Annotated in this window: 19 protein-coding genes; 4 read left to right on the top strand and 15 right to left on the bottom strand. The window is 63.4% G+C overall.

Features of this window, described 5'->3' with window-relative positions; all coding sequences use genetic code 11:
* Positions 1-13: 13 nt before the first annotated feature.
* On the top strand, positions 14-1,252 hold the full coding sequence (locus ECTPHS_RS00545; RefSeq protein ID WP_008930712.1) for an ATP-binding protein: 1,239 nt from the start codon (positions 14-16) through the stop codon (positions 1,250-1,252).
* Here ECTPHS_RS00545 and ECTPHS_RS00540 read toward each other — a convergent pair.
* The 4 genes from ECTPHS_RS00540 to ECTPHS_RS00525 all read right to left on the bottom strand — a co-directional run bounded on the left by ECTPHS_RS00540 (position 1,207) and on the right by ECTPHS_RS00525 (position 8,246).
* On the bottom strand, positions 1,207-5,385 hold the full coding sequence (locus ECTPHS_RS00540; protein WP_083838724.1) for a chemotaxis protein CheB: 4,179 nt from the start codon (positions 5,383-5,385) through the stop codon (positions 1,207-1,209). The genes ECTPHS_RS00545 and ECTPHS_RS00540 overlap by 46 nt on opposite strands.
* A gap of 90 nt (positions 5,386-5,475) precedes the next feature.
* Positions 5,476-5,943 carry a ribosomal protein S18-alanine N-acetyltransferase gene (rimI, locus tag ECTPHS_RS00535; protein ID WP_008930710.1) on the bottom strand — a complete coding sequence of 156 codons (468 nt, stop codon included), beginning with the start codon at positions 5,941-5,943 and terminating at the stop codon, positions 5,476-5,478.
* Entirely contained in the window at positions 5,940-6,689 is a 750-nt protein-coding gene (locus tag ECTPHS_RS00530) for a uracil-DNA glycosylase family protein (RefSeq protein WP_050814175.1), read from the bottom strand. The genes rimI and ECTPHS_RS00530 overlap by 4 nt, the downstream gene beginning before the upstream one ends.
* 6 nt (positions 6,690-6,695) lie before the next feature.
* On the bottom strand, positions 6,696-8,246 hold the full coding sequence (locus ECTPHS_RS00525) for a 2-isopropylmalate synthase (protein WP_008930708.1): 1,551 nt from the start codon (positions 8,244-8,246) through the stop codon (positions 6,696-6,698).
* 435 nt (positions 8,247-8,681) lie between these two features.
* On the opposite strand from ECTPHS_RS00525, the gene folD reads away from it, so the two are divergent.
* Complete coding sequence (gene folD / locus ECTPHS_RS00520; protein ID WP_008930707.1) at positions 8,682-9,557, top strand: bifunctional methylenetetrahydrofolate dehydrogenase/methenyltetrahydrofolate cyclohydrolase FolD; 876 nt, start codon at positions 8,682-8,684, stop codon at positions 9,555-9,557.
* 147 nt (positions 9,558-9,704) lie between these two features.
* Here the strand turns inward: folD and cysS are convergent, their stop codons facing one another.
* Positions 9,705-11,087: a cysteine--tRNA ligase gene (gene cysS, locus ECTPHS_RS00515; protein ID WP_008930706.1), complete on the bottom strand. Its 1,383-nt coding sequence runs from the start codon at positions 11,085-11,087 to the stop codon at positions 9,705-9,707.
* A gap of 151 nt (positions 11,088-11,238) precedes the next feature.
* On the opposite strand from cysS, the gene ECTPHS_RS00510 reads away from it, so the two are divergent.
* Complete coding sequence (locus ECTPHS_RS00510) at positions 11,239-11,811, top strand: peptidylprolyl isomerase (protein ID WP_050814174.1); 573 nt, start codon at positions 11,239-11,241, stop codon at positions 11,809-11,811.
* Positions 11,812-11,821: 10 nt separating this feature from the next.
* Entirely contained in the window at positions 11,822-12,541 is a 720-nt protein-coding gene (locus tag ECTPHS_RS00505; protein ID WP_008930704.1) for a UDP-2,3-diacylglucosamine diphosphatase, read from the top strand.
* A 12-nt stretch (positions 12,542-12,553) separates the two neighbouring features.
* Here the strand turns inward: ECTPHS_RS00505 and ECTPHS_RS00500 are convergent, their stop codons facing one another.
* The 10 genes from ECTPHS_RS00500 to rpsF form a co-directional block, all read right to left on the bottom strand.
* The gene (locus tag ECTPHS_RS00500; RefSeq protein WP_210386873.1) at positions 12,554-14,014 is read right to left on the bottom strand and encodes an HDOD domain-containing protein; all 1,461 of its coding nucleotides are present in this window, start codon (positions 14,012-14,014) and stop codon (positions 12,554-12,556) included.
* 80 nt (positions 14,015-14,094) lie between these two features.
* Positions 14,095-15,324: a glycerate kinase gene (locus ECTPHS_RS00495; protein WP_008930702.1), complete on the bottom strand. Its 1,230-nt coding sequence runs from the start codon at positions 15,322-15,324 to the stop codon at positions 14,095-14,097.
* Positions 15,325-15,347: 23 nt separating this feature from the next.
* Positions 15,348-16,553 carry an O-succinylhomoserine sulfhydrylase gene (locus ECTPHS_RS00490; protein WP_008930701.1) on the bottom strand — a complete coding sequence of 402 codons (1,206 nt, stop codon included), beginning with the start codon at positions 16,551-16,553 and terminating at the stop codon, positions 15,348-15,350.
* A gap of 203 nt (positions 16,554-16,756) precedes the next feature.
* Positions 16,757-18,007, bottom strand: coding sequence for an EAL and HDOD domain-containing protein (locus tag ECTPHS_RS00485; RefSeq protein ID WP_008930700.1), 1,251 nt, complete (start codon positions 18,005-18,007; stop codon positions 16,757-16,759).
* A 61-nt stretch (positions 18,008-18,068) separates the two neighbouring features.
* The gene (alr, locus tag ECTPHS_RS00480) at positions 18,069-19,148 is read right to left on the bottom strand and encodes an alanine racemase (protein WP_083838723.1); all 1,080 of its coding nucleotides are present in this window, start codon (positions 19,146-19,148) and stop codon (positions 18,069-18,071) included.
* Complete coding sequence (gene dnaB / locus ECTPHS_RS00475) at positions 19,148-22,591, bottom strand: replicative DNA helicase (RefSeq protein ID WP_008930698.1); 3,444 nt, start codon at positions 22,589-22,591, stop codon at positions 19,148-19,150. The genes alr and dnaB overlap by 1 nt, the downstream gene beginning before the upstream one ends.
* A gap of 116 nt (positions 22,592-22,707) precedes the next feature.
* Positions 22,708-23,160: a 50S ribosomal protein L9 gene (gene rplI, locus ECTPHS_RS00470; RefSeq protein WP_008930697.1), complete on the bottom strand. Its 453-nt coding sequence runs from the start codon at positions 23,158-23,160 to the stop codon at positions 22,708-22,710.
* A 63-nt stretch (positions 23,161-23,223) separates the two neighbouring features.
* A complete protein-coding gene (locus ECTPHS_RS00465) occupies positions 23,224-24,108 on the bottom strand; it encodes a DUF2232 domain-containing protein (protein ID WP_246828283.1) in 885 nt (294 codons plus the stop codon).
* 67 nt (positions 24,109-24,175) lie between these two features.
* Complete coding sequence (gene rpsR, locus ECTPHS_RS00460; RefSeq protein ID WP_008930695.1) at positions 24,176-24,400, bottom strand: 30S ribosomal protein S18; 225 nt, start codon at positions 24,398-24,400, stop codon at positions 24,176-24,178.
* Between the two features lie 35 nt (positions 24,401-24,435).
* On the bottom strand, positions 24,436-24,846 hold the full coding sequence (rpsF, locus tag ECTPHS_RS00455; RefSeq protein ID WP_008930694.1) for a 30S ribosomal protein S6: 411 nt from the start codon (positions 24,844-24,846) through the stop codon (positions 24,436-24,438).
* Positions 24,847-24,922 lie beyond the last annotated feature (76 nt).

Genomic DNA, 24,922 nt, shown 5'->3' with positions numbered 1-24,922 from the left:
AAGGCGGCACCTGGTGATCAGCCATTTGGATATCACCGATATCAAGCGCAACGAGACCGCCCTGGTGGAAGCCAAGGAGGAAGCCGAACGGGCCAGTCGGGCCAAGTCCGAATTCCTGTCCAGCATGAGTCACGAGCTGCGCACGCCCATGAATGCGGTGCTGGGATTTGCCCAACTCCTGGAAATCGATCCCGGACTCAACCTCGAACAGCAGGAACAGGTGCAGGAAATACTTCGGGGCGGACGGCACCTGCTGCAACTGATCAACCAGGTACTGGATCTGGCCATCGTGGAGGCCGGTCGCATCGAACTGTCGCTGGAAAATGTCCCCCTGCGGGAACTGATGGACGAATGCATCATGCTGGTAGGCCCCCTGGCCCAGGAACATCAGATCCGCATCCAGAGCCGTTGCCCATCCCATTGCGTTGCCTTCGCCGACCGGATGCGTTTCAAGCAGATCCTGATCAACCTGCTCTCCAACGGCATCAAGTACAACCGCCATGCCGGGTTGCTGGAAATTTGCGGCGAGGAACACCCGCGGGACGGCACCATCATCGTCAGTGTCACGGATACCGGTCGCGGCATCCCGCCGGATCGTCTGGCGGAATTGTTTGAACCCTTCAACCGGCTGGACGCGAACGCGCTGGAAACCGAAGGGACGGGCATCGGACTGGCCATTTCCCGACGTCTGGCCGAAGTGATGGGCGGCAATATCGAGGTGGACAGCCGACCGGACAAGGGCAGCACTTTTCGGGTGCGCCTGCCACGGGGGGAATGGAACGATGACGGCGACGGGTCATCACCGGACACGCGGCCGCGCCAGATTCCGGATCGACAGCATGCACCGCGCACCATCCTGCATATCGACGACAATCCGGCCAATATCCGGCTGGTCGCACAGATCCTGCGTCGTCATGGTCATCTGCGGCTACTCAACTCGCCCAACCCCAGATTCGGCCTGGAGTTGGCCGGCGCTCACCAGCCGGACCTGATCCTGCTGGACATCAACATGCCCGACCTGGACGGCTACCAGGTTCTCCGGAGGCTGCGAAATACCCCTGCCACGGCCGGCATCCCGGTCATGGCATTGACCGCCTTTGCCACCCCAAGAGACGTGGAACGGGGACACTCGGAAGGCTTTGATGCCTATCTCACCAAACCGTTGGACGTACCCCGATTCCTGCAGACCCTGGAAAGACTGCTGGATCAGTCAGAGGACGGAGGCACCTTCCCGCCACTACCCCGGCACTGACCGAAAGCCGACAGCACCTCATCCAGAACCTCCAATCTGAAAGGTTTCTCGATATAGGTGCAAAATCCCCGCTCGAGAGCCTCCGTGACCCGCAATTCCCCGGCATCGGCGCTAACGGCCACCACGGGAATGCCCGCCGTGGCCCTGTCCGCCCGCAATTGCCGCAATACCTCGAAGCCATGGATATCGGGCAGCCCCAGATCCAGCAGGATCAGGGCCGGCAGTTCGGCGCGCGCCAGCGCCAGACCGGACTGCCCATCCCCGGCCTCCAGCAATTGCACCCCGGGGCGGTGGGCCAACATGCGCCGAACCAGGCGCATATTGGCCCGATTGTCCTCCACGTAGAGTACTTTGAGTGCCCGCATACAGCCGGCGGCAACCGGTTTTTCCCGCAGACCTGTCTGCCTCTCATCCGTCGCGGCTTCGGAAGCGGCTTCCTCCGACTCGGAACCGGTGGTCACCCACTGCAGATCCAGGGTGAAGACGCTGCCTTGGTCCGGCACGCTCTCCACACGGATGTCCCCCCCCATCATCTGCATCAGCCGCTGGGACAGGGACAGCCCGATGCCGATACCGTCCTCGGAGCAGATCTCACGGCTCATGCGCACGAACGGCCGGAACAGGTTGGCGATCTGTTCCGGGGTCATGCCGAGGCCATCGTCCTCGACCCGGATCCATGCACGATCCCCGTGCCGGGTGGCGGACACCTTCACCGTGCCGTTCGGGTGGTTGTACTTGATGGCATTGGACAGCAGATTGATCAGTACCTGACGCAACCGGGTCGGGTCGGCGCGCACCAGCAACGCCTCACCCGGAACGACCGTCACCGTGATTTCCTTGGCCTGCGCGGCCTGCCGCAGGGTTGCCACGCACTCCTGAACGATGGCATCCGCGCTGACGGAATCCGCCTGCACATGCAGGCGCCCACTTTCCAGCATGGAGAGGTCAAGAATGTCGTTGATCAAGGCCAGCAGATGCCAGCCCGCCCGGAGGATCTCACGGATCGGCTCGCTCAGGGCGGGCTCTTCGGCATACTCATGTTCCAGGATCTGGCTGAACCCCAGAATGGCATTGAGCGGGGTTCGCAACTCATGGCTCATGTGGGACAAGAATTCATTCTTGGCCCGGTTGGCCCGCTCCGCCTCGTCCCGCGCCCTGGCAAGACGGTATTCATCCCGCTTGCGCTGGGTGATATCCAGTGCCTGCATGCAGGCCGCATAGGCCAGTCCCTTTTCATCCCGCAGGGCAAAATGCTGCGCCAGCAGGATCACCTCCCCCGTCTCCAGATGCAGATGGTGCTCCCGTTCCAGCACATCATCCCGGCACATGGCCTCATGATCCGCTTGCCGGAACAATCGGGCCACCGCCTCGGGCAGGCATTGTTCGTCCACGTGCCCGACCACCTGTTTCAGCGTCACGCCCAGACCGGCCAGAAAGCAATGGTTGACCATCTGATAGGAACCGGCTCGATCCTTGACGTAGGCCCACAGGGGGGATTTGTCCATGATCTGCCGTAACCGGGACTCGCTCTCCCGCAGGGCCCGATGGGCGCTGAGCATGTCGGCGTTATCCCAAAAGGTCACCACGGCACCGCTGTGCCGGCCGCTCCTGTCCGTGAAGGGCTGAACCCGTACCAGATGCTCCGAAGGCAGACTGATCTGGGCCTGTGCCGGTGCCCCGGTTTCCATGACCTGCTGTACCAGGGTCACCAGTTCCGGCAGGCGCCGAAGGCGTTCCACCGCCGTGAAGGGGCGGGTCAGATCCGCCTCCGTCACGCCAAAGAGTTCCGTGGCCCTGGGATTCACCAGAGCAATGCAGAGATTGCGATCCACCACCAGAAGAGCGTAGGGCAGGCTGTCCTTGACGTTGCGCAGGGTGGTGTTCAGGGCGGCCAGTTCCTCGGTCTTGCCCTGCAATTCCTGGTTGACCGTGAACAGCTCCTCATTGGTGGCCTGCAACTCTTCGTTGGAGGTTTCCAGCTCCTCGTTGGCCGACTGCAATTCCTCGTTGGTGGACTGCAGCTCCTCATTGGCCGACTGCAGCTCCTCGTTGGTGGTTTCCAGTTCCTCCACCACGGTCTGCAGATGTTCGCGGGTGGCCGTGAGTTCATGTTCCAGGGCATTCACCGCGTCCGTTTCCGGTGGGCCGCCCGGCATCATTTCCTCGGCTCCTGTCTGCCCATCCCTGCCGATGCGCTCGAACATCACCAGGTAGAGGTCTTCATCATCGTCGGCCAACAGGGGGCGCACCACCAGCCGCAAGGGCTCGGACTCGTTGTCCCCCGGCAAACGCATCCGATGCCCGGGAGCCACGACACCGGTACGCTTGGCCCGGGACACCAGGGCACGCAGATCCAGCGCCAGGGGCCGGGGCAACAGTTCCTGGGCGTTGAGACTGGTCTGGCCGGCGCCATGACTCAGAAAGTCGCCCGCGTTGCCGAAGACCCGCCGGATATCGAGCTGCACATCCACCAACAGGCCCGGCGGCACGTAGGCTTCCAGCAGTGCGTCCAGAATGCGCTGGATCTCGCGGCCGGAGCCGGCTCCGCGGCCACGGCCCGACGGGACGGCGCCATCGCCGATACCGCTGCGCCCGGTGGCGATATAACGGGAGGTCCCGGGTTCACGCTGATACAGACGCGCCGGCTTGGATACCGGACTGAACAGATGTGAACGACCGCCAGGGGTCTCGGAACGCCCCAGGAACAGCAGACCGCCCACTTTCAAGGCATAGTGAAAACTTTCGAAGACCCGATCCTGCATGGGGCTCTTGAGATAGATGAGCAGATTACGGCAACTGATCAGGTCCAGGTGCAGAAAGGGCGGATCCTTCATCAGGTCGTGACGGGCGAACACGATGGAGTCACGCAGCACCTGACTGACGCGAAACTGCTCCCGACTGCGGGTGAAATAGCGTTGCAGCCAGACCGGCTCCAGCACCTCCAGGGCACCGGCGGAGTAAAGCCCCCGGCGCGCCTGGGCCAGGGCATCCAGATCCACGTCGGTGGCATAGATCTGCAGCTTGAGATCACGGCCGCTGTTGCGCAGGGCCTCGTGCATCAGGATGCCGATGGAATAGGCCTCCTCGCCGGTGGCGCAGCCCGGGATCCAGACCCGCAGGGCCTCTCCGGCGTTTTTCTTCTTCATCAGTGCATCGATGGCCCGCTGCAAGCCCTTGAATGCCGATTCATCCCGGAAAAAGCTGGTGACCAGGATATGCAACTCCCGCACCAGAGCCTCGGGTTCATCCGGATGATCATGCAGGTACTCCAGATACTGGAACAGGGAGTTGGCCCCGGTACTGGCCAGGCGACGCTGCAGACGACGCAGCATGGTGGCTTCCTTGTACTGGCCGATATCCACGCCGGTACGACTCCTGACCAGTCGCAGGATACGTTCGAGTTCGCCGGGATCCCCCAGATCCTCGGGACGGGGAGCATGTCCCGCGGGAAGCTGGCATGCCGTCCGTGACAGGGCATCGGCGATCTCTTCCGGTGTCAGGACGGCATCCGCCATTCCGGTGGCTACCGCCGCCTGGGGCATCCCGGGATATTTGGCGGTCTGTTCGTCCTGCACGAATACCCTGCCGCCGGCCTGCTTGATGGCGGTGACGCCATCGGCCCCATCGGAACCGGTGCCGGATAGGATGACCCCCACAGCATGATCGCCCAGTTCGATGGCCAGGGAGCGGAACAGCAGATCCACGGAAGGCTTCGGGATGCCGCGGGTACTGGTTTCACGCAACCGCAATCGACCATCCTGAAACAATACATTGGAAGCCGCCGGGGTGATGTACAGAGTATCGGGACGAGGCGCCGTGCCATCAGACAGGGACAGCACCTTCAGGCGGGTCTCCCGGCCCAGTATCTCCGTCAGCATGCTCTGATAATCCGGCGACAGATGCTGGGCCACCACGTAGGACAGCCCGGAATGCTCCGGCAAGGTCCGTACCAGACGGCTGAGTGCCTCGATCCCGCCGGCCGAGGCACCGATTCCCACCAGGGTCAGCACGGACGGGGCGTCATCACCCTTCCCCCCGGAGGAATCGGACGCCGTTTCCACGGCCGGCCCGGTCACACCCGCGGGGACGGGCTCGGGCGGCGCCGACATCACTGGATGATCATCACTTTCCATGGAAGATGGAGAAACCCTTTCAACAGTGAACGCTGATGCTATCGGCTTGAGTCCGGGTTTCCAAGCCGCCTGCACGGATATTGGATGGCATCAAAGCTGCAGCGCCAGGACCAGGGCATCCTCCCGTCCCCGGTCAGCAGGATAGTAGCGCTTGCGAAGGCCCACTTCATTGAATCCCAGGGAACGATACAGACCGACTGCCGGTGCATTGGACGGACGCACCTCCAGAAAGACCGTTTCCGCATGGCGATCACGGGCGATATCCAGCAACGTCCCGAGCAGATAGCGCCCGAACCCCTGCCCCTGGCGTTCCGGACGAACGGTGAGATTGAGCACATGACACTCACCCACCGCCAGGGACATGACCCCGTAACCGATCAGTTCACCCGTGGAGCGACTGGTCAGGACCCAGCAGGAATAGCCCACCCGCAGGCAATCCCGGAAGATCCCTTCCGACCAGTAATAGGTGTACGCCCTGGGCTCTATCTCCATGATGGCCCGAAGATCACCGGCACGCATGGGGCGAAGCTGCAATGGGGTCACGGTCACGGCATTCATGGAGATGATGATCGGTGCGGGGGGGCGGCCTGGTCGGCGGCACGGGTCATCAAGCGCCGCGCCAGGCACAGATCATCCCAGGCCTTGCGCTTGTCCAGGGGTCTTCTCAGCAGATAAGCGGGATGGTAGGTGACCACCACGGGAATGCCCTGGTAATTCAGCGGCTGCCCGCGCAGGGCGCCCAGGGCCGCGTCCGTCGCCAGCAGGTTCTGCGCCGCAACCCGCCCCAGGGCAACGATGACCCGGGGTCGGATCAGGGCAACCTGACCATCCAGAAAGGCCCGACAGGCATCGGCCTCTTCCGGCTTCGGGTCACGGTTGCCGGGCGGACGACACTTGAGGATGTTGGCAATGTAGACGCCCTCCCCCCGGGCCAGACCCAGGGCGGCCAGCATGCTGTCCAGCAGCTTGCCGGCCCGACCCACGAAGGGCTCGCCACGGCGGTCTTCTTCCGCCCCCGGGGCCTCGCCGATGAACAACCAGGGGGCCTGTCGATCACCCACCCCGAACACGGTCCGGGTGCGGCTTGACGCCAGTTCTGCGCAGCGGGTGCAGGTTTCGACCTGTCGTGACAGGGTTTCCCAGTCAGGCACCCTGTCGCCGGGAGAATCGGCCTGCCGGGGAACAGGTACTGGTTCCGCTACCGAGGGCTGCTCCCACGAGGGTGCTTCCACACAGGGGGCACGGGGCACCCATTGCTGGATGCCCATGACCTCAAGATAACGACGCCGAAGCCCCCCTTCCATGTCGAATCACACGTCGCCGCGCTGGGGATGGGCACGGCGATCCGGCATCACCAGACGGTTCAGGGCATTGAGATAGGCCTTGGCCGAGGCAATCACGATATCCGTGTCCGCGCCCTGGCCGTTGACGATGCGCCCCGCCTTTTCCAGCCGGACCGTCACCTCGCCCTGGGCATCGGTACCGCTGGTGATGTTGTTCACCGAGTAGAGCAGCAACTGGGTGCCGCTGGGCACGATGGTCTCGATGGCCTTGAAGGCCGCATCCACCGGACCGCTGCCCTCGGCCTGGCCGCTGCGCTCGGCGCCGTCCACGCTGAGGGTGACATTGGCCAGCGGCGTCTCCCCCGTCTCGGAACAGACCCGCATGGACACCAGCTTGAGCTGTTCGCTGTCCATGGCCATGGTCGCCTCCGACACCAGGGCCTGAAGGTCCTCGTCGAAGATCTCGTGCTTCTTGTCCGCCAGTTCCTTGAAGCGGGAAAAGGCCTCGTTCAGTTCCTCCTCGGCGGTGAACTCGATGCCCAGGTCCTTGAGGCGGGTGCGGAAGGCATTGCGACCGGAGTGCTTGCCCAGCACGATGCGGTTTTCCGACCAGCCCACGTCCTGGGCCCGCATGATCTCGTAGGTATCCCGATGCTTGAGCACCCCGTCCTGATGGATGCCGGATTCATGGGCAAAGGCATTGGCACCCACGATCGCCTTGTTGGGCTGCACCGGAAAGCCGGTGATGCTGGACACCAGGCGGGAACAGGGCACGATCTGGGTGGTGTCCAGGGTGGTGTCGCAGGGGAAGACATCCTGCCGAGTCCGCACCGCCATGACGATCTCTTCCAGGGCGGCGTTACCGGCCCGCTCCCCCAGACCGTTGATGGTGCACTCCACCTGACGGGCACCGTGGAGCACGGCGGCCAGGGAATTGGCCACGGCCACGCCCAGGTCGTTGTGGCAATGGACCGAGAATACGGCCTTGTCCGAGTTGGGTACCCGTTCGATCAGGTTCCTCATCAGCTCGCCGAACTGCTGGGGGATGTTGTAACCCACGGTGTCGGGGATGTTGATGGTCCTGGCACCGGCGTCGATCACCGCCTCGATCACCCGACAGAGAAAGTCCAGCTCGGAACGGCCCGCGTCCTCGGGGGAGAATTCCACGTTATCGGTCCACTGCCGGGCCCGCTTGACGGCGGCCACCGCCTGGGTGAGCACCTCGTCGGGGGACATCTTCAGCTTGTACTGCATGTGGATGGGCGAGGTGGCAAGGAAGGTGTGGATGCGGGCGGAATTGGCCTCCTTGAGGGCCTCGCCGGCGCGATCGATGTCCACGTCCTTGGCCCGGGCCAGACCGCAGACGGTGCTGTCCTGCACCGCGCGGGCCACCGCCCGCACGGATTCGAAGTCACCGGTGCTGGCGGCGGGGAAGCCGGCCTCAATGATGTCCACGCGCATCTTTTCCAGCGCCTTGGCGATGCGGACCTTTTCTTCCCGGGTCATGGATGCGCCGGGGCTCTGCTCGCCGTCGCGCAAGGTGGTGTCGAAGATGAAGAGTTTGTCTTTGCCTGCCATGTTCTGTGACCTCTGCGCGCCGGAGGGGTCCGGGCGCTTGCTCTCTGGGGGAAATTCTACATGACCCGCACCCGGCCTGGGGCGGATGTCATGGGATCAGCGAACGCGTTTGGCCTCGCCAGGCGTGAGAGAGTGTGCCGCTAGCGCGGCAGTCGCAGCAGGGATAGCAGACGGGCAATGCGGGACGCACGCATCCAGGCGCCGCTCCTGGAGGGCGGCGCCTGGATCACACCATGTTGTGCGCGCGGATCGGTCATGGGGGCATGATTTCTGGACTTGGTCTTGACTCTACCAGACGCTCCACAAGGATGCAAAGCCTACCGCAACCATCAACCATTAGCGATGACCCCCGGGATTGGACGATCAGGACATTCGGTGGGAAAATACCTCCCGTTCCAGAGACATCCGTTCCCCCCCTCAGTCAGGACCTCGCCCATGCCCGCCCGACTCATCGATGGCCGCGCCATTGCCCAGACCGTTCAACAGGAAGTCCGCCAAGCGGTGGAAGCCCGTCTTGCCGCGGGCAAGCGGGCCCCCGGGCTGGCCGTGGTGCTGGTGGGAGACGACCCGGCTTCCCATGTCTATGTCCGCAACAAACGCCGCACCTGCGAAGCCATCGGCATGGAATCCCGCTCCGTCGACCTGCCGGACAACATCTCCCTGGGAGACCTGCTGGACGTGATCGATGAACTCAATGCCGACCCCACCGTGGACGGTATCCTGGTCCAACAGCCCTTGCCCGGACACATCGACACCGAGCAAGTGGTGGAGCGCATGGACCCGGCCAAGGACGTGGATGGCTTTCATCCCTATAACATGGGTCGACTGGCCCTGCGCCTGCCACGCCTGCGGCCTTGCACCCCCTATGGCGTGCTGCGACTGCTGGAAACCACAGGGGAAACCTACAAGGGCCGTCATGCGGTGATCGTGGGCGCCTCCAACATCGTCGGCCGCCCCATGGCCCTGGAACTGATGCTGGCGGGGGCCACGGTCACCGTCTGCCATCGCTTCAGCGTCGACACCCCGGAGCATGTGGGACGCGCGGACATCGTGGTGGCCGCGGCGGGCAAGCCGGGGCTGGTGCGCGGGGACTGGATCAAGCCGGGGGCCACCGTGATCGACGTGGGCATCAACCGGCTGGAGGACGGCAGCCTGGCGGGAGACGTGGAATTTGATGCGGCGGCGGAACGGGCCGCCTGGATCACCCCGGTCCCCGGCGGCGTGGGGCCGATGACGGTGGCGATGCTGATGAAGAACACCCTGCAGGCCTGCGAGGACGCGGAGCGGGTGGCCAGCTGTTTCTTGCCCTGAACCTGTCCCCTCACCCCAACCCCTCTCCCGCAAGGGGAGAGGGGCTTGAACCGCGCCACACCCGGCAAACCCTCCCTTCTCCCCTCGGGGAGAAGGGCCGGGGATGAGGGGGAAGCCGGACACCGGCTCAGCGCCGGAACCGTTCCCTCAGCCGCGACGCCAGGTGGTGCCGCCCGGGCCATCCTCCAGTACCACGCCCTGTTCCTTGAGGACATCCCGAATCCGGTCCGCCTCGGCAAAATCCTTGCGCCGACGGGCCTCCAGACGGGCCTCAATCAGGGTCTGAATCTCGGCCTCGTCCGGTCCCTCGCCGGCCCCTCCCTGCAGATAGGCATCCGGGTCCGACCCCAGAATCCCCAGCACCCCGCCCATTTCTCGAAGCAATCCGGCCAGACGCCCCGCCGCTTCCGGCTGACTGTCCCGCAGACGGTTCACCTCATGGGCGATGTCGAACAGCACCGACAACGCCACCGGCGTGTTGAAGTCATCCTGCATGGCGGCATCGAACCGGCTCCGGAACGGCGCCCCCTCCCCTTCCGACGGCAGCGGCGCCACCCCCCGCAAGGCGGTGTACAGACGGTTCAGGGCGGCACGGGCATTGTTGAGCGGCTCGTCACTGTAGTTGAGCGGGCTACGATAGTGACTGCCCAGGATGAAATACCGCACCTCCTCGGGCCGGTAATGCGCCAGCACCTGGCGCACGGTGAAGAAATTGCCCAGGGACTTGGACATCTTCTCCTCGTTCACCCGCACGAAACCGTTGTGCATCCAGTAATTCACATAGTGTTCGCAGGAGGCCGCCTCGCTCTGGGCGATCTCGTTCTCATGGTGGGGGAACTGCAGATCCTGCCCGCCCCCATGGATGTCGAAATGATGTCCCAGATAATGGGTGGACATGGCCGAGCATTCGATATGCCAGCCGGGCCGCCCCGGTCCCCAGGGCGAGTCCCAGGCCGGCTCGCCGGGCTTGGCCGCCTTCCAGAGCACGAAATCCAGCGGATCCCGCTTGGACTCGTCCGGCGCCACCCGCTCGCCCGCCCGCAGATCCTCAATCCGCTTGCCCGACAACTTGCCGTACCCATCGAACAGGGAGACGCTGTAATACACGTCCCCGTTATCCCCCACATAGGCAAAGCCCCGCCTGAGCAGGGTGCCGATCATGTGCAGGATGTCGTGGATGTGGGCCGTGGCCCGTGGCTCGAAGCTGGGACGCGCCACCCCCAGGGCATCGGCGTCCTCGTGCATGGCCTGGATGAAACGGTCGGTCAGGGCCTCGATGGATTCACCGTTTTCCGCCGCTCGGCGGATGATCTTGTCATCGATGTCCGTGATGTTGCGCACATAGGTCACCTCATAGCCCAGCGCCTTGAGGTAGCGGTAGACCACATCGAACACCACCAGCACCCGGGCATGGCCCAGGTGACAGTAGTCATACACCGTCATGCCGCAGACATACATGCGCACCTTGCCGGGTTCCATGGACTGGAACGGGTCCTTGCGACGGGTGAGGGTGTTGTAGATATGGAGCATCGAGGATTCTGTCTCTGGTTCGTCAGAGGATTGATCTTACCAAGCCGATGGATACGGGGCCATCACCCCGGGCTTTGCCCGTCCGGGCGCCAGCGGCTATCATCACGGATCGTCAACCGGTATCACCGACGGACATCCACCAATGAAATCAATGATTCGACAGCTTGCCCTTAGCCTCACCCTGCTGTCTGCAACCATGGGAACTCAAGTCATGGCCGAAAACACTGCCCCCAGGGTCACCATCGAGACCACCAAGGGCACCATCGTCCTTGAACTCTACGCCGACAAGGCCCCCGAGACCGTCGCCAACTTCCTGGCCTATGCCAATGACGGCTTCTATGACGGCACCATCTTCCACCGGGTGATCCCCGGCTTCATGGTCCAGGGTGGCGGCTTCACCCAGGACATGCAGCAAAAGCCCACCAAGGACCCGATCCGCAACGAGGCCAACAACGGCCTGAGCAACGAAGTGGGCACCGTGGCCATGGCCCGTACCCCCAATCCCCATTCCGCCACGGCCCAGTTCTTCATCAATGTCCAGCACAACCGTTTCCTGGACTTCACCGCCGAGACGCCCCAGGGCTGGGGCTATGCCGTATTCGGCAAGGTGGTGGAAGGCATGGACGTGGTGGAAAGCATCGTTGCCGTGCCCACCGGCAACCATGGCATGCATCAGGATGTCCCCCGGGAACCCGTCATCATGACCCGCGTCAGCGCCGAGTGACCCCACGGCTGTGAGCGAGACGTTATTCATCTCGGATCTGCATCTGGACAAGGATCGTCCACACAGCCTGCGGCTCTTCGAAGGTTTTCTGCAAACCCGCGTACCCGGTGCGGACGCCCTTTACATCCTGGGCGACCTGTTCGAGTACTGGGTGGGCGACGATGACCCGGCGGAACATCTGAAACAGGCCTTCGACCTGCTCAAGTCACTGAGCAACCGGGGCATGCCCCTGTACTTCGTTCACGGCAACCGGGATTTCCTGGTGGGCGAGGCCTTTGCCCGGCGCTGCGGCTGCCGGCTGCTGGACACGGAGACGGTGGTAGACCTCTATGGTACCCCCACCCTGATCATGCACGGCGACAGCCTGTGCACCGACGACGTGGACTATATGGCCTTTCGCGCCATGGTTCGGGATCCGAAGTGGCAGGCCGCGTTCCTGGCCCGTCCCCTGCCCCAGCGCCATGCCGAGGCGGAAGAGGCCAGGGCCCGTAGCCGCTCATCCACCCGCGGCAAGTCCGCGGAGATCACCGACGTGAACAGCCGTGCCGTGGAAGATGCCCTGCGCCGCCATGGTGTCTACACCCTGATCCACGGCCACACCCACCGCCCCGCCATCCATGATCTCGATCTGGACGGCCACCCTGCCCGCCGCATTGTGCTGCACGACTGGTACGACACAGGGGGACTGCTGGTGTGCCGCCCGGACGGGATGTCGCTGGGTACCCTGTGAGGATTGCGACCGCTATCGCCCCTGCAGACGGTACAGGGCAAAACCGATATTGGCCTGCTGCACGAAATGCCGAAAGGCACGGAAATCCTCCTCGGTCAGCGGCTGGCCCGTATAGGCGCGATCACAGTAGATCAGCCCGATGGGTTTGTCCTCGGAATACATCGACATGAGAAAACAGGGATGCCTGCCCACCACCGCCACATCATGGGCGGTACGCAATCGGCCGTCATGATCCGAGGAGATCCAGTCACCCTCGCGGCTGTCGAGGGCCTGCTGAAACAGATTGGGTGGTGACTGAATCAGAGGGAAGGCAATGGTCTGCAACGGGCTGTCCCTGCGCCAGCCCAACGCCACTTTCTCCCGCAACGTCGCACGGTCGGGAGAGAGCACCGCAAACATGGTTCGATCCATCCCGATGCCGCGCTGTATACCCTCCAGAACCATCTCCAGCAGAAAACTGATATCCAGCATGCCGCTACTGAGAATCCCCGAAATCTCCTGCAGGATCTGAAACTGCAGTTCCTTGCGGTCCGGCACCGCCGCGATGGCCGTGGACGCTTCCTCCGCAAACCGGCGCGCCTTGCGCTGGATCAGCTCCGCAGCCTCCACGGCCCCGAACTGACGGGCAATATGGGCGGCCGCATCGGTATGGGTCCGCAGACTTTGTTTGACCTCATCCCGTGTCTGTCCGGTGATCGCGGTGATTCGTTCCAGACAGGCATCATAGGACTTCGGATCGGCTTTCTCCTTCAGGACACCGACCACCTCGCAGCCCAGATTGACGATACGCATCCGGGGATCCATGACCTGCGGATGCTTGCGAATGGCCTCTTCGATCAAGCCCTTCAGATTCCAGCTCCTGCACAGGGACACATCCAGTTCCGATAGCTTGAAACCCAGCACCTGACGCTCCGCCGCATCCTGGGGAATATGGCCGTCGGCCAACAACGCTTCCAGACGTTCTCCCTGCTCCCGGCAGAAACACCAGAAGGCGATACGCCCGATATTCTGCAACAGGGCCGCAATGAACACCTCCTCGGGATAATCATCGCCCGCGGCGACGGCGATCGCCTTGGCATGTACGGCGGCATGAATGGCCTGGGCGATCTCCTCATGGGCCCGGCGTTTGTTACGGGGGGAGAGGATGGCCTCAAAAAACGAACAAGCCAGCACCAGTTCGCGGATCACGTCGATGCCCAGGATGACGATGGCGCGACTGACCGTCACGATCTTCTTGCGATAAGGGTTGTAATAGAGACTGTTGCTCAGTTTGAGCAGCTTGGCGGTCAGGTTGGGGTCCTGAAGAATGGCGGTCGCCAGATCCATGGCGCCCTTCCTCTCATCCCCGATGATATCGTGGATGGTCTGAACGGTACTGGAGAAGATCGGCATCTCCTGTTCCCGCAGCATGTGTGTCCAGTCTTCCAGCGTGGAGGGATCCGCAGCGGTCGGAACGGTGGGAGTCTTGTTCATGCCTGTCAGGCCTGGGGACGGGAACGGGAAGCGCCAAGGCACGGCAGATGCGGCCGCTGCATGACATCGTCAATAATCCGTCAAGATTGCCTGATACCGATCACCAGGTCCATCACATTGGTGCCCGTCGGCCCTGTGGTCACCAGATCACCGCAGGCCTTGAGCAGCACATGGGCAGCGGCACCGGCCAGGGCCTGTTCTACGTCCAGCCCCAGCGCACCGGCGCGGGCCACCGTGCCGGCATCCACCAGGGCGCCGGCCGCCCGGGTATTGCCGTCGGAACCATCGGTGCCGGCGGCCAGCAGGGCCGTGCCGGGATGCCCCGCCAGCACCCGGGCCGCCGCCAGCGCCAGGTGCTGGTTGCGTCCGCCCAGCCCCGGATCGGCCGGCAGGATGACCGTGGTTTCGCCGCCCCAGATATGGATGCCCGGCGGGCCGGCCAGCAGCTCCCGGGCCAGGCGCTCGCCGCAGGGCGCAGCCTCTCCGCGGAGGAATTCCCCATGCAGTGTCACATTCATGCCGCAGCGTTCGGCCGCGGCCGCGGCAGCCCGACAGGCATCCCGCAACGTGGCGACCACATGGACCGGGACGGCCACTCCCGATGTATCGGTGCAATCCGGCACCCGGGCCGCCATCGCGGTCACCCACTCACGGATGCCCGGCGGCAGCTCGGGCAGAGGGCGGGCCACTGAAGGCGGCACCAGCAGACCGGAGCCGATCACCGCCGGATCATCCCCGGGCACATCCGAAATCAGATAGGCCTCGGCGCGGCGCTGCCCCAAATGGCTTCGCAGGCGCCCGCCCTTGATGCAGGAGATGGCGGCGCGCACCCGGTTCATGGCCAGGATGTCCAGACCGGAGCCCAGCAACCAACCGTTGACCCGTTGCAATTCTCCCAGCCCAGCCCCCGGCGGCAGCACCTCCACCAGAGAGGAGGTCCCGCCACTGATGAGAAAGACCATATGCCCCTGCTCGGGGGTCAACCGGATGAAATCCACCAATCGGCCGCCCGCCAGCAGACTATCGGCCCCCGGCAGGGGATGATCGGCCTGCAGACAGATGAAACGCTGATCCCGCGACAGCCGGGGATCGGCATGACCATGCCGCGTGATGACCAGCGCGCGGACCAGACGTTCTCCCAGGATCGCTCGCGCACCTTCCGCCATGGCGGCAGCGGCCTTGCCGATGGCCACCAGATGGATGGGGTCCCGTCCCTTCAGACGCCCCAGTGCCCGACGAACCACCGTGCCGCCGTGGACCGCCTCCAGGGCGGCATGGAAACAGTACAGCAGGCAGTCTCGATCACGCATCGGCGAACAGTGGCGGTCTCATCTCAGCACAGGCTGTCCAGACCCCGGGACAGATCGGCCTGGATATCCGCCGGATCTTCCAGACCCACCGCCATCCGCACCAATCCTTCGCGAATGCCCTGCTCCACCCGTTGCTCCGGCGTGATGCGCCCGTGGGTGGTGGTGGCCGGATGCGTGATCGTGGTCTTGGCATCCCCCAGGTTGGCGGTGATGGACAGCATCCGGGTGCTGTCGATCACCCGCCAGGCCGCCTCCCTGCCCCCCTTCACCTCGAAGGCGACGATACCGCCGAAAGCGGCCTGCTGGCGGGCGGCCAAGGCATGCTGGGGATGGGAGGCCAGACCGGGATAGTGCACCTTCTCCACTGCCGGATGCTTTTCCAGCCAGTGGGCCAGGGTCAGGGCGGATGCGCTATGGGCCCGCATGCGCAGGGGCAGGGTTTCCAGGCCCTTGTGGAAGACCCAGGCGTTGAAGGGACTCATGGTGGGCCCGGCGGTACGCAGGAAACCAAAGATCTCCTTGCCCACCCGTTCGCCATCCCCGACCACGGCGCCGCCCACGCAGCGTCCCTGGCCATCCAGGTATTTGGTGGCGGAGTGAATCACCAGGTCCGCCCCCAGGCTCAGCGGGCGTTGCAGCACCGGGGTGCAGAAACAGTTGTCCACCGCCAGCAAGCAGTCGTGGGTATGGGCCAGTTCCGCCAGGGCACGGATGTCTACCAGTTCGGTGAGCGGATTGGAGGGGGTCTCGGCGAACAGCATCCGGGTATTGGGGCGTAAGGCTCGCGCCCAGGCCTCCAGGTCCGACAGGGGCACATAGCTCACCTCGATGCCGAAGCGGGTGAGGTAATTGCTGAACAGGTTGGTGGTGGAGCCGAACACGGACCGGGACGAGATGATGTGGTCCCCCGCCCGGAGCAGGGACAGGCAGGTGGACAGGATCGCCGACATGCCGGAGGCCGTGGCCACGCAGGCCTCTCCGCCTTCCAGCGCGGCCAGTCGGTCCTGGAAGGCGCGCACCGTGGGATTGGTGAACCGTGCATAGATGTTGCCGGGCGTTTCGCCGGCAAACCGGGCCGCCGCCTCGGCGGCACTGGCAAAGACGAAGCTGGAGGTGGCGAAGATGGGATCGGAATGTTCCTGTTCCGCCGTGCGGGTCTGACCGGCGCGAATGGCCAGGGTATCGAAACCGGGATCACGGGAACCGGAGGTATCCAGAGGATGGGACATGGGCACTCCTGTAACACCCGCCCCGTCGGGCAAAGAAAAAGACCCGCCAAAGCAGGTCGTCACCCGCTTTAGCCGTATTTCTTGAGCGCCCGCAAGCTGGAATCAAATCGGCGCTGTCCGCTTGCCCGAAAACATCGGGACTCGGCAGGTGCCGGCCCCGGGGCAAGGGATCATTTCGATTCTGAAAAAACGGTTGCGAAGTGTCAATGCCTGGGCTTTCCCGTCAGGGAGACGGACAGCACCTCATCCGCCCATCGGCCTGCTTCCAGCATCACTTCACTGATGTCCCGGGCGGACAGTCCGGCAAAACCCGCCGCCTCGATATCGCCCCGCTCGCAGGCCCCGGCACAGGCCAGCACCTCGGCCATCTCGCCTTCCCCCCGAAGCAGCGCCGCCTTGACCGCATCCCCCAGGGGCAGCGGCGGAATGATCTGCTCCAGCGGTCGCTCCATGATCAGGTCCAGGGCGGAGAACAGTCCACAGGTGAAATAATTTTCCACCGGCCCCCTGCCAGTGCGCTTGGCCAGACGCTCGCACAGGGCGGCCCGCTCCAGGGCCAGTTGCACCAGTCCCGCCGGTCGATCCTCCAGGCCGCGGATCACCAGCATGCAGGCCCAGGTGGCCAGTTTGCGACGACCCAGGATCAGGATGGCCCGGGCCAGGGAGTCCACTTCCCGGCTCAGGCCAAAGAACGGCGAGTTGATCAACCGCAGCAGCTTGACCGCCAGTCCGGCATCCTGGGCAACGAGATGCTGCAACTGATGGACATCCAGGGTCGGGTCCTGCAGGCCGGCCAGCAGGCGCAGTACCGTCAGCTTGCCTGCCTCCAGCCCGACCGCCCTGAATAGCCGCGGACGACTGAGAAAATAGCCCTGGAAATAGTGGAACCCCAGATCACGAAGAAATTCGTAGTCCTCCAGGGATTCCACCTTTTCAGCGACGATACTCACGTCATGGCGGGCAATCTGTCTGTGAACGGACCTCAGGTCGTCCGGCTTGAGTCGGGCCGTATCCACCTTCACTTGATGCACCATGGACAGGAGGCGGTCATGGGGCCCGCCGGGCGCATAATCGTCCAGAGCCAGGATGTAGCCCCTGCCGGCCAGCCTTTTGAGGGTTTCCAGGGTTGCCTCATCCCCCGGCAGATCCGGAGGCAGATCCACGATCAGACGCCCGGCGGGCACGTTCAGGGATTCCAGTTCCCGCAACAGGCGCGGCGTCATGTTGATGGCGGCCAGGCGGGAACCGACGAGGGTATCCAGGCCGATCTCGCCAAAGACGCTCAGAATGACATGGGACGTCGCCGCATCACTACCGGTGGCCGACCGCAGGCTGGAGGCGGAGCGGAACAACAACTCGTAGGCATACACGCCCAGTTGACGGTTATAGATGGGCTGCCGGGCGATATAGGTGCTGTCGTTGTGTGAAGCCGCCTTTTCCATCGTCTCTTCCATTGACTCCCAAGACTTCCGCTGCTGATCCTCACCGGGCGGATACGACAGATACGGTATCCCCCTACCCGGTCACCACCTGTACCCGATCATGCACGCGACAGAGCAGATCATAGCTGATGGTCCGTGCCGCCGTCGCCACTTCATCCACCGGCAGCCCCTCGCCCCATAGCGTGACCACATCCCCCACCTGGACCGTCTCCAGATCGGTCAGATCCAGGGTGATCATGTCCATGGAAACACGACCGATGAGGGGTACCCGCTGTCCCCGCACCAGTACCGGCGTGCCGTTGGGTGCGTGACGGGGATAGCCGTCGGCATAACCGATGGCCGCCACCCCCACCCGGGTGGGCCGCTCGCTGCGCCAGGTGGCGCCGTAACCCACGGCCTCTCCCGGGGCCAGGGCATGAATGGCAATCAGCCGGGTACTCAAGGTCATCACCGGACGCAGACCCAGGCCGGCGGCGGATTGGTCCGCCAGCGGCGAGCCCCCGTAGAGCATGATGCCGGGACGAACCCAGTCGGCATGGGCATCGGGCAAGGCCAGGATGGCGGCGGAGTTGGCCAGGCTGCGCTCGCCGGGCAGATGCCGGGTGGCGGCCTCGAATCGGGCCAGCTGGGCGGCGTTTTCCGGGCGCTCCGGCGCGTCGGCACAGGCCAGGTGGGTCATCAGCCCGGGCACCGCCGTTACATTGGGGTCCGAAGTCAGCGCGGCCACCAGCTCGGCGGCCCGCGACGGGGCGAACCCCAGGCGTCCCATGCCGGTATCCAGTTTCAGCCAGACCCGTACCGGACGATGCAGGCGGGTGGCCGTCAGCAGGCGCAGCTGACTGTCCTCGTGCACGGTCACGGCCACGTCGAGTTGGGAGGCGGCGCGCAGATCCCGTTCGTCCTTGAAGCCCTGCAGGGCGAGAATGGGTTGATGGTGACCGGCCTCGCGCAGGGCGGCGGCCTCGTCAAGGCAGGAGACCGCCAGGGCATCCACCCGGGGGGCCAGAGATTCGGCCACCCTGAGCATGCCGTGGCCATAGGCCTCGGCCTTGATCACGGCCATGACGCGGCTATCGGGAGCCGCTTCCCGGACCCGGGCCAGATTGGCCGACAGGTGGCCAAGACACAGGCGCGCCGAGGCGGTTCTTCTCACTAGAAACCCTCATTGGAGTAGATTTCGGGCACATAATTTTCGAAGCGGGTGTACTGCCCCAGGAAGGTCAGTCGCACGGTGCCGATGGGGCCATTACGCTGCTTGGCGATGATGATCTCCGCCGTGCCCTTGTCCGGACTGTCATCGTGGTAGACCTCATCCCGGTAGATGAAGACGATGAGGTCCGCATCCTGTTCGATGGCGCCGGAGTTATGACTGACAATCCCGTCGGCCAGCCAGCAGGCATTGCCGGGCACGGTCAGATCGAACACATCCTCCTCTCCCGCCGGCTCCACCGCCACCACCCGATCCCAGAATAATTCTTCATTGGCGATGAGTCTGAGGCGCTCGTCTTGCTGGAGAAGCTCGGTTCGCGTCAATTCTTTAATGCGCATCTGGTCGCTGATGTAACTTTCAACCTCCCTAGGCAGGTCATCGGATCTGACGGATTTTCCAGATTCCTCAAGCACCTGCCTGGATACGGCAAGATAATCTCCCAAATTCAGGTCCCGGCTCTGTTTCCAATCCCACAGACCAAGCAGACGATGATCGGGGGTACAACGTATGGTACGACCGCTGGCCAGGCTAATTTTCAGTACCTGCCGTCGTCCCACGGGCCAGACGAGGTCCGTCGCCGCAGGTTGCATGTGTCCCCGGGCATCCACGGAAATCACCTCAGGGGTTCTACCTGCAAGATCGGCGATGGGCACCCGGGTGCCGTCAGCCAGCATGACCAGAGTGTCTCCGGTCACGCACTCACGCAGATCCGACATCACCGGGCGTTTGTTGGGACGCTGCTCCAGACCTCGATTGAGCTGGGAAAGGGCGATCACGGGGACCCCCATTTCCTTGGCCAGGGCCTTGAGGCCGCGGGAGATCTCGGAAATCTCGTTGGTTCGGTTCTCCGAACTGCCGGGTACCTGCATCAGCTGCAGGTAGTCCACCACAATGAGGCTGAGCTGCTTGTGCTCTCGCATCAGCCGGCGGCAGCGGGAACGCAGATCGGAAGGAGACAGCGCCGGACTGTCGTCGATATACAGCTGTGCCTCGGACAGCATGGACACGGCACTGGAAAAACGCGGCCAGTCGTCATCTTCCAGACGCCCGGTACGCAGACGCTGCTGATTGATTCTTCCCAGCGAGGAGAGCAGACGCATGGACAGTTGCTCGCCGGGCATTTCCATACTGAACACCGCCACCGGCGACTTCTGCTTCAGCGCCGCATATTCGGCGATATTCATCGCGAAGGTGGTGTTATGGACACAAAAATCCTCGGCAATGAAGTTGTGCGTACCCTCTACCGTCAGGTCATAGACCTGATGTTCACCCTGATAGTCGATGGAGACGACTTCATCCCAGTAAATATCTGAAGTTGACAGACTAGCCAAATAGCCATCATCAAGAATCCTCGCCAACCGCCCGGCGCGGACACGGGAAATTCCTCTGCTCCCCCTGCCCGCCAGGTGAGGGTTGAAACCGGGCGGGCATTCCAGCCCTGCCTGCTGATGCCATTCACGCCAGCTCTTTTCACCCTTTCTAGCCAGCACATAGGTATTCACACTCAGAGGCAATGTATCCAGATTGGTGTGCGGACGCTTGTTCGCCAACAGCGCATCCAACTTCGCCAAGGCAACTTCCTTGCCGAAGATGCCGATCTCACGAATGAAACGACGCAGGCTTTCCTGATCCAGGATCTCCAGTTCCATGGGTGAACGCCGTAACCTCGGATAGGCGTTTTTCTTGATCCGCACCTTGCTCAGAATACCGAACCGAAGCAGCAAGTGCTGTAGCCCCCGGACCAGAAGAGGACTGGAAGAGGCATAGCTGATACGCCCCTGCCCATTGGCCTGAACAAAGGCGCTGCCATCGCAGGCAAACAGACGATTGATGAACAGGGCCAAGGAATCTCGTTCCAGGGTATAAATGACGCTAGGGATATCCTTTTCCAGCGCCGAGCACCCCCATACACCATGTCTTTCAAGAAAGCGGCGCACCGGATTAGGGCTGTTTTTCGAGACATGTTCATGAGCATCCACACCAAGATCCGCGGGTGACAAGGACAACACATCACACAAGCGTTCGAAGTGGGTACCCACGGGCATGGACTGCCCGGATCGCCAATAACTGACCGTGGCCTTGCTAACCCCCAAAACTCGGGCCAGGTAATCCCCGGTGATTTCAAAATCGGACTGCACACGTCTCAGGGCAGAAGCAAAACGTGCCCGTGCCTGAATCAGATAATCCCGATCACGACTGACACGCATGGAGGGAGCACGGGTCATATCGGCGATGAGTTTGCAAGTCATACCGGCAAAACCACTCACTGCATCAGTAAAATCTTCACGCAGGCGAGGGCTCGTGTTGGTAAAAATCGGGCATGTCTGGGTGGTACCCCCATCACCGATAAAATACGCCAGTGTCTTCACTTCATGACTCGGCATCCATGTCTTCCCAAACACTGGAATACAGCGGGGCACCGCGACCTTCTCCCCCACTTGAATCTCCCCCAACGGCCGCCAACCCGATCCGGTGAGGAAGGGGTGGGTCAGGGTTGTGGAAATCTCGCGCCCACTGGCGGTCCGGACCCGGTAGACAGGCTTGATGCCGTCATCCACGAAAGCCGTGGCCTGCCCCTTGCGCAGGCGAAAATCCTCCCCCAGGGTCAGCAAATCCGCCTGACGGCGAGCCACCCGATCATCGATGGTTACCAAGGCGCCGGTTTGCGGATCGACCAGCCTGGACCCGGCCATGATGCACTTGCCCATTGACGGGCGTCCCGCCACGATCACCAGATCCCCTGCCTGCAGACCGGAGGTCATCTCGTCGAAATCGTCATAGCCCGTGGACAGGCCGGTGATGGGATTGTCCCGCTCGAAAAGCAGCTCGATGTGCTCCACGGTGGACTTGAGCAGGGTACGCATGCCGCGAAAACCCTGACGATTGCGCGCGCCCTGCTCGGCAATCTCGAATACCCGCCGCTCCGCCTCGTCCAGCAGTTCCCGGCTCTCCCGGCCCTGGGCATTGAAACCGCTGTCGGCGATCTCCGTGCCCACACTGATGAGCTGACGCAGTACCGAACGCTCGCGCACGATGTCCGCGTAGGCCCGGATATTGGCGGCACTGGGGGTGTCCTTGGCCAGCAGGCCCAGATAGGCCAGGCCACCGGCCTCCTCCAGCTCGCCGTGTGCCTCCAGGCGCTCGGAGATGGTCACCACGTCGAAGGGGGCCTGCCGGTTCGCCAGCTCGGCGATGGTACGGAAAATCAGACGATGATCATGACGATAGAAATCCACCTCGGCCACATGGTCGGAGACCGTGTCCCAGGCATCGTTTTCCAGCATCAGGCCACCGAGCACGGCCTGCTCGGCTTCGATCGAATGAGGGGGAATCTTGAGGGCTTCGGTCCCGTTGCGGGACGCGGCGGCGCGGGGCTTTTCGGGCATGGTCAGGACACCACTGGACGTGACGACAGACATGGGGAACTGTCTTGATCACCCCGGACCCGGACCGGTTCCGGCATGGGTCCCGCGGGGCATGAAGCCCCGCGGGCGGGGCGGCATTACTCTTCCACGCCCACCACAACCACCTTCACGGTGGCGTTGACGTCGGTGTGCAGGTGCACGGCCACTTCGAACTCACCGGCATGACGCAACGGGCCTTCGGGCAGGCGCACTTCGCGCTTTTCCAGCTCCACGCCGGCGGCCTTGGCGGCATCGGCGATGTCGTTGGTGCCGACGGAACCGAACAGCTTGCCTTCGCTGCCGGCACGGGCGTTGATGGTCAGGGTCATGGCTTCCAGCTTGGCCTGACGGGCCTGAGCAGCGGCCAGGGCCTGAGCGGCGGCCTTTTCCAGTTCCGCGCGGCGGGCCTCAAACTCGGCGATGTTCGCCTCGGTGGCGAACTTGGCCTTGCCCTTGGGCAGCAGGTAGTTACGGGCGTAACCGGGGCGCACGCGCACCTTGTCGCCCAGGCTTCCCAGGTTTTCCACCTTTTCGAGAAGAATCACTTCCATCGGTCTATACCTCAGTCAAAGATCAAATACGTTATCTGCCGGGAGGCACGGGATGCGCAGGCATCAGGGGGCGTCATTACCCGCATGCGCGATCCGTCCACGAAGATCCACGAAGCTGTCCACCATCCCCAACGTGGCCAGGACGACCATCATCTGCGGCAAGGCAAAGGCCATCACCACATAGGTCATCACCAACCAGAGGCGGCTCAGGTTCAGCTTGCGATTGATCCCGTGAATCACCGCCAGCCCGTGCAGGAAAAAGGCGGCCAGAAACACCAGGGACAACTCGAACATCAGGGTCATGCCGGCAAACAGCCCCAGCACCAGCAGCACCAGCAGCAGGATGGCCGGAACCCGGCCCATGCTCAGCTGATGAAACTCCTGGGCAAAACCGCCGGGGTTGTAGAGCACCGACTGCCAGTAGCGGGCCAGCACCAGGGAGAGCGACAGCGCCAGCAGGGAGACGGCGGCCAGCATGCCCGTCATCACCGCCGCGGCCTGCCTGAAGGCCTCTTCCCGCTCCAGGGTCGTCATGCCGGACTGATCGAACAAGGGACCGACGGTCTGCTGCAACACCGAGTACCACATCTGCGTGATGTCGGGCACGGACAGGTGCAACATCAGCACCACACCACAGCCGATGGCAATACCGGTGACCAGCGTGGCGGCCCATGACACGGTGCTTCGCAGCACGGTGGCCAGGGCCAGGGCCGGTACCCATTGCACCAGGGCGGTCACCAGACCCACCACCGGCGACAGGCCGGCAACCCAACCGATCAGACCCACCACCACCGCGGCCAGAGCCACTACCGCCAGGGCCTGTTGCGGCCCCACGCGCAGGGTCACCAGGGCCACGGCGGCACTGCTGACCAGCGCCAGGGGCGGGATCAGCAGGCCGATCACGCCAAAGCCGACGGTCGCGGTCACGGCCCGCAGCCGGCTTTGCATGATGAATGATGCCAGTTGCCTCATGGTTTCATGCACCCGCGCCCAGGGGCGCGGATGTCTGACGTCCTCAGTGGTTGTCGGAGTACGGCAGCAGGGCCAGGAAGCGGGCGCGCTTGATGGCGGTGGCCAGCTGGCGCTGATAACGGGCGCTGGTGCCGGTGATGCGGCTGGGCACGATCTTGCCGGTCTCGGCGACGTAGTTCTTCAGGGTGTTCAGATCCTTGTAGTCGATGAACTCGACCCCTTCGGCACTGAAACGGCAATACTTGCGACGACGGAAGAAACGGGACATGGTCTATCCTCGGAATGAATCAGGTGAACAGTGGCTCAGTTCGACGCGGCGGACGGACGATCATCATCGGAATCGTCGTCATCGCCGTCGTCGGAGAAGGAAGAGGACGTGCTGCTGTCATCGTCGTCCCGGTTCTTGGCCAGGGGGGAGACTTCGGTGAAGGCACGCTCCATGCGCATCACCAGGTGACGGATCACGGCGTCGTTGAAGCGGAAGGCACTGACCAGTTCTTCCAGGGCGCTTTCCGGGCACTCCACGTTCATCAGCACGTAGTGGGCCTTGTGCAGCTTCTGGATCGGATAGGCCAGCTGACGGCGGCCCCAGTCTTCCAGGCGATGGATCTCGCCCTCGGCCCCTTCGATGATGCCGCGATAGCGCTCCATCATGGCGGGGACCTGTTCACTCTGGTCCGGATGGACCATGAATACGATTTCGTAATGACGCATCTTCAGATTTCCTTGCGGGTGACAGCCTCCCGACCAGCGGTGAGGCAAGGTGGATCTCCGGGAACACCTCGGAAAA

Source organism: Ectothiorhodospira sp. PHS-1 (assembly GCF_000225005.1).
In the GTDB taxonomy this organism is placed as follows: Bacteria; Pseudomonadota; Gammaproteobacteria; order Ectothiorhodospirales; family Ectothiorhodospiraceae; genus Ectothiorhodospira.
The sequence above is the reverse complement of the archived record's forward strand: the minus strand, read 5'-3'. Positions and strand labels throughout refer to the sequence as shown.

Excerpts from the sequence above, each read along its gene's own strand:
- folD (WP_008930707.1), top strand. The coding sequence starts at position 8,682 with ATGCCCGCCCGACTCATCGATGGCCGCGCCATTGCCCAGACCGTTCAA.
- ECTPHS_RS00530 (WP_050814175.1), bottom strand. The coding sequence starts at position 6,689 with ATGGAAGGGGGGCTTCGGCGTCGTTATCTTGAGGTCATGGGCATCCAG.
- ECTPHS_RS00490 (WP_008930701.1), bottom strand. The coding sequence starts at position 16,553 with ATGTCCCATCCTCTGGATACCTCCGGTTCCCGTGATCCCGGTTTCGAT.
- ECTPHS_RS00510 (WP_050814174.1), top strand. The coding sequence starts at position 11,239 with ATGATTCGACAGCTTGCCCTTAGCCTCACCCTGCTGTCTGCAACCATG.
- ECTPHS_RS00500 (WP_210386873.1), bottom strand. The coding sequence starts at position 14,014 with ATGAACAAGACTCCCACCGTTCCGACCGCTGCGGATCCCTCCACGCTG.
- rimI (WP_008930710.1), bottom strand. The coding sequence starts at position 5,943 with ATGAATGCCGTGACCGTGACCCCATTGCAGCTTCGCCCCATGCGTGCC.
- ECTPHS_RS00485 (WP_008930700.1), bottom strand. The coding sequence starts at position 18,007 with ATGGAAGAGACGATGGAAAAGGCGGCTTCACACAACGACAGCACCTAT.
- rplI (WP_008930697.1), bottom strand. The coding sequence starts at position 23,160 with ATGGAAGTGATTCTTCTCGAAAAGGTGGAAAACCTGGGAAGCCTGGGC.
- ECTPHS_RS00495 (WP_008930702.1), bottom strand. The coding sequence starts at position 15,324 with ATGCGTGATCGAGACTGCCTGCTGTACTGTTTCCATGCCGCCCTGGAG.
- ECTPHS_RS00465 (WP_246828283.1), bottom strand. The coding sequence starts at position 24,108 with ATGCAAAGCCGGCTGCGGGCCGTGACCGCGACCGTCGGCTTTGGCGTG.
- dnaB (WP_008930698.1), bottom strand. The coding sequence starts at position 22,591 with ATGCCCGAAAAGCCCCGCGCCGCCGCGTCCCGCAACGGGACCGAAGCC.
- ECTPHS_RS00540 (WP_083838724.1), bottom strand. The coding sequence starts at position 5,385 with ATGGAAAGTGATGATCATCCAGTGATGTCGGCGCCGCCCGAGCCCGTC.
- rpsF (WP_008930694.1), bottom strand. The coding sequence starts at position 24,846 with ATGCGTCATTACGAAATCGTATTCATGGTCCATCCGGACCAGAGTGAA.
- ECTPHS_RS00525 (WP_008930708.1), bottom strand. The coding sequence starts at position 8,246 with ATGGCAGGCAAAGACAAACTCTTCATCTTCGACACCACCTTGCGCGAC.
- cysS (WP_008930706.1), bottom strand. The coding sequence starts at position 11,087 with ATGCTCCATATCTACAACACCCTCACCCGTCGCAAGGACCCGTTCCAG.
- rpsR (WP_008930695.1), bottom strand. The coding sequence starts at position 24,400 with ATGTCCCGTTTCTTCCGTCGTCGCAAGTATTGCCGTTTCAGTGCCGAA.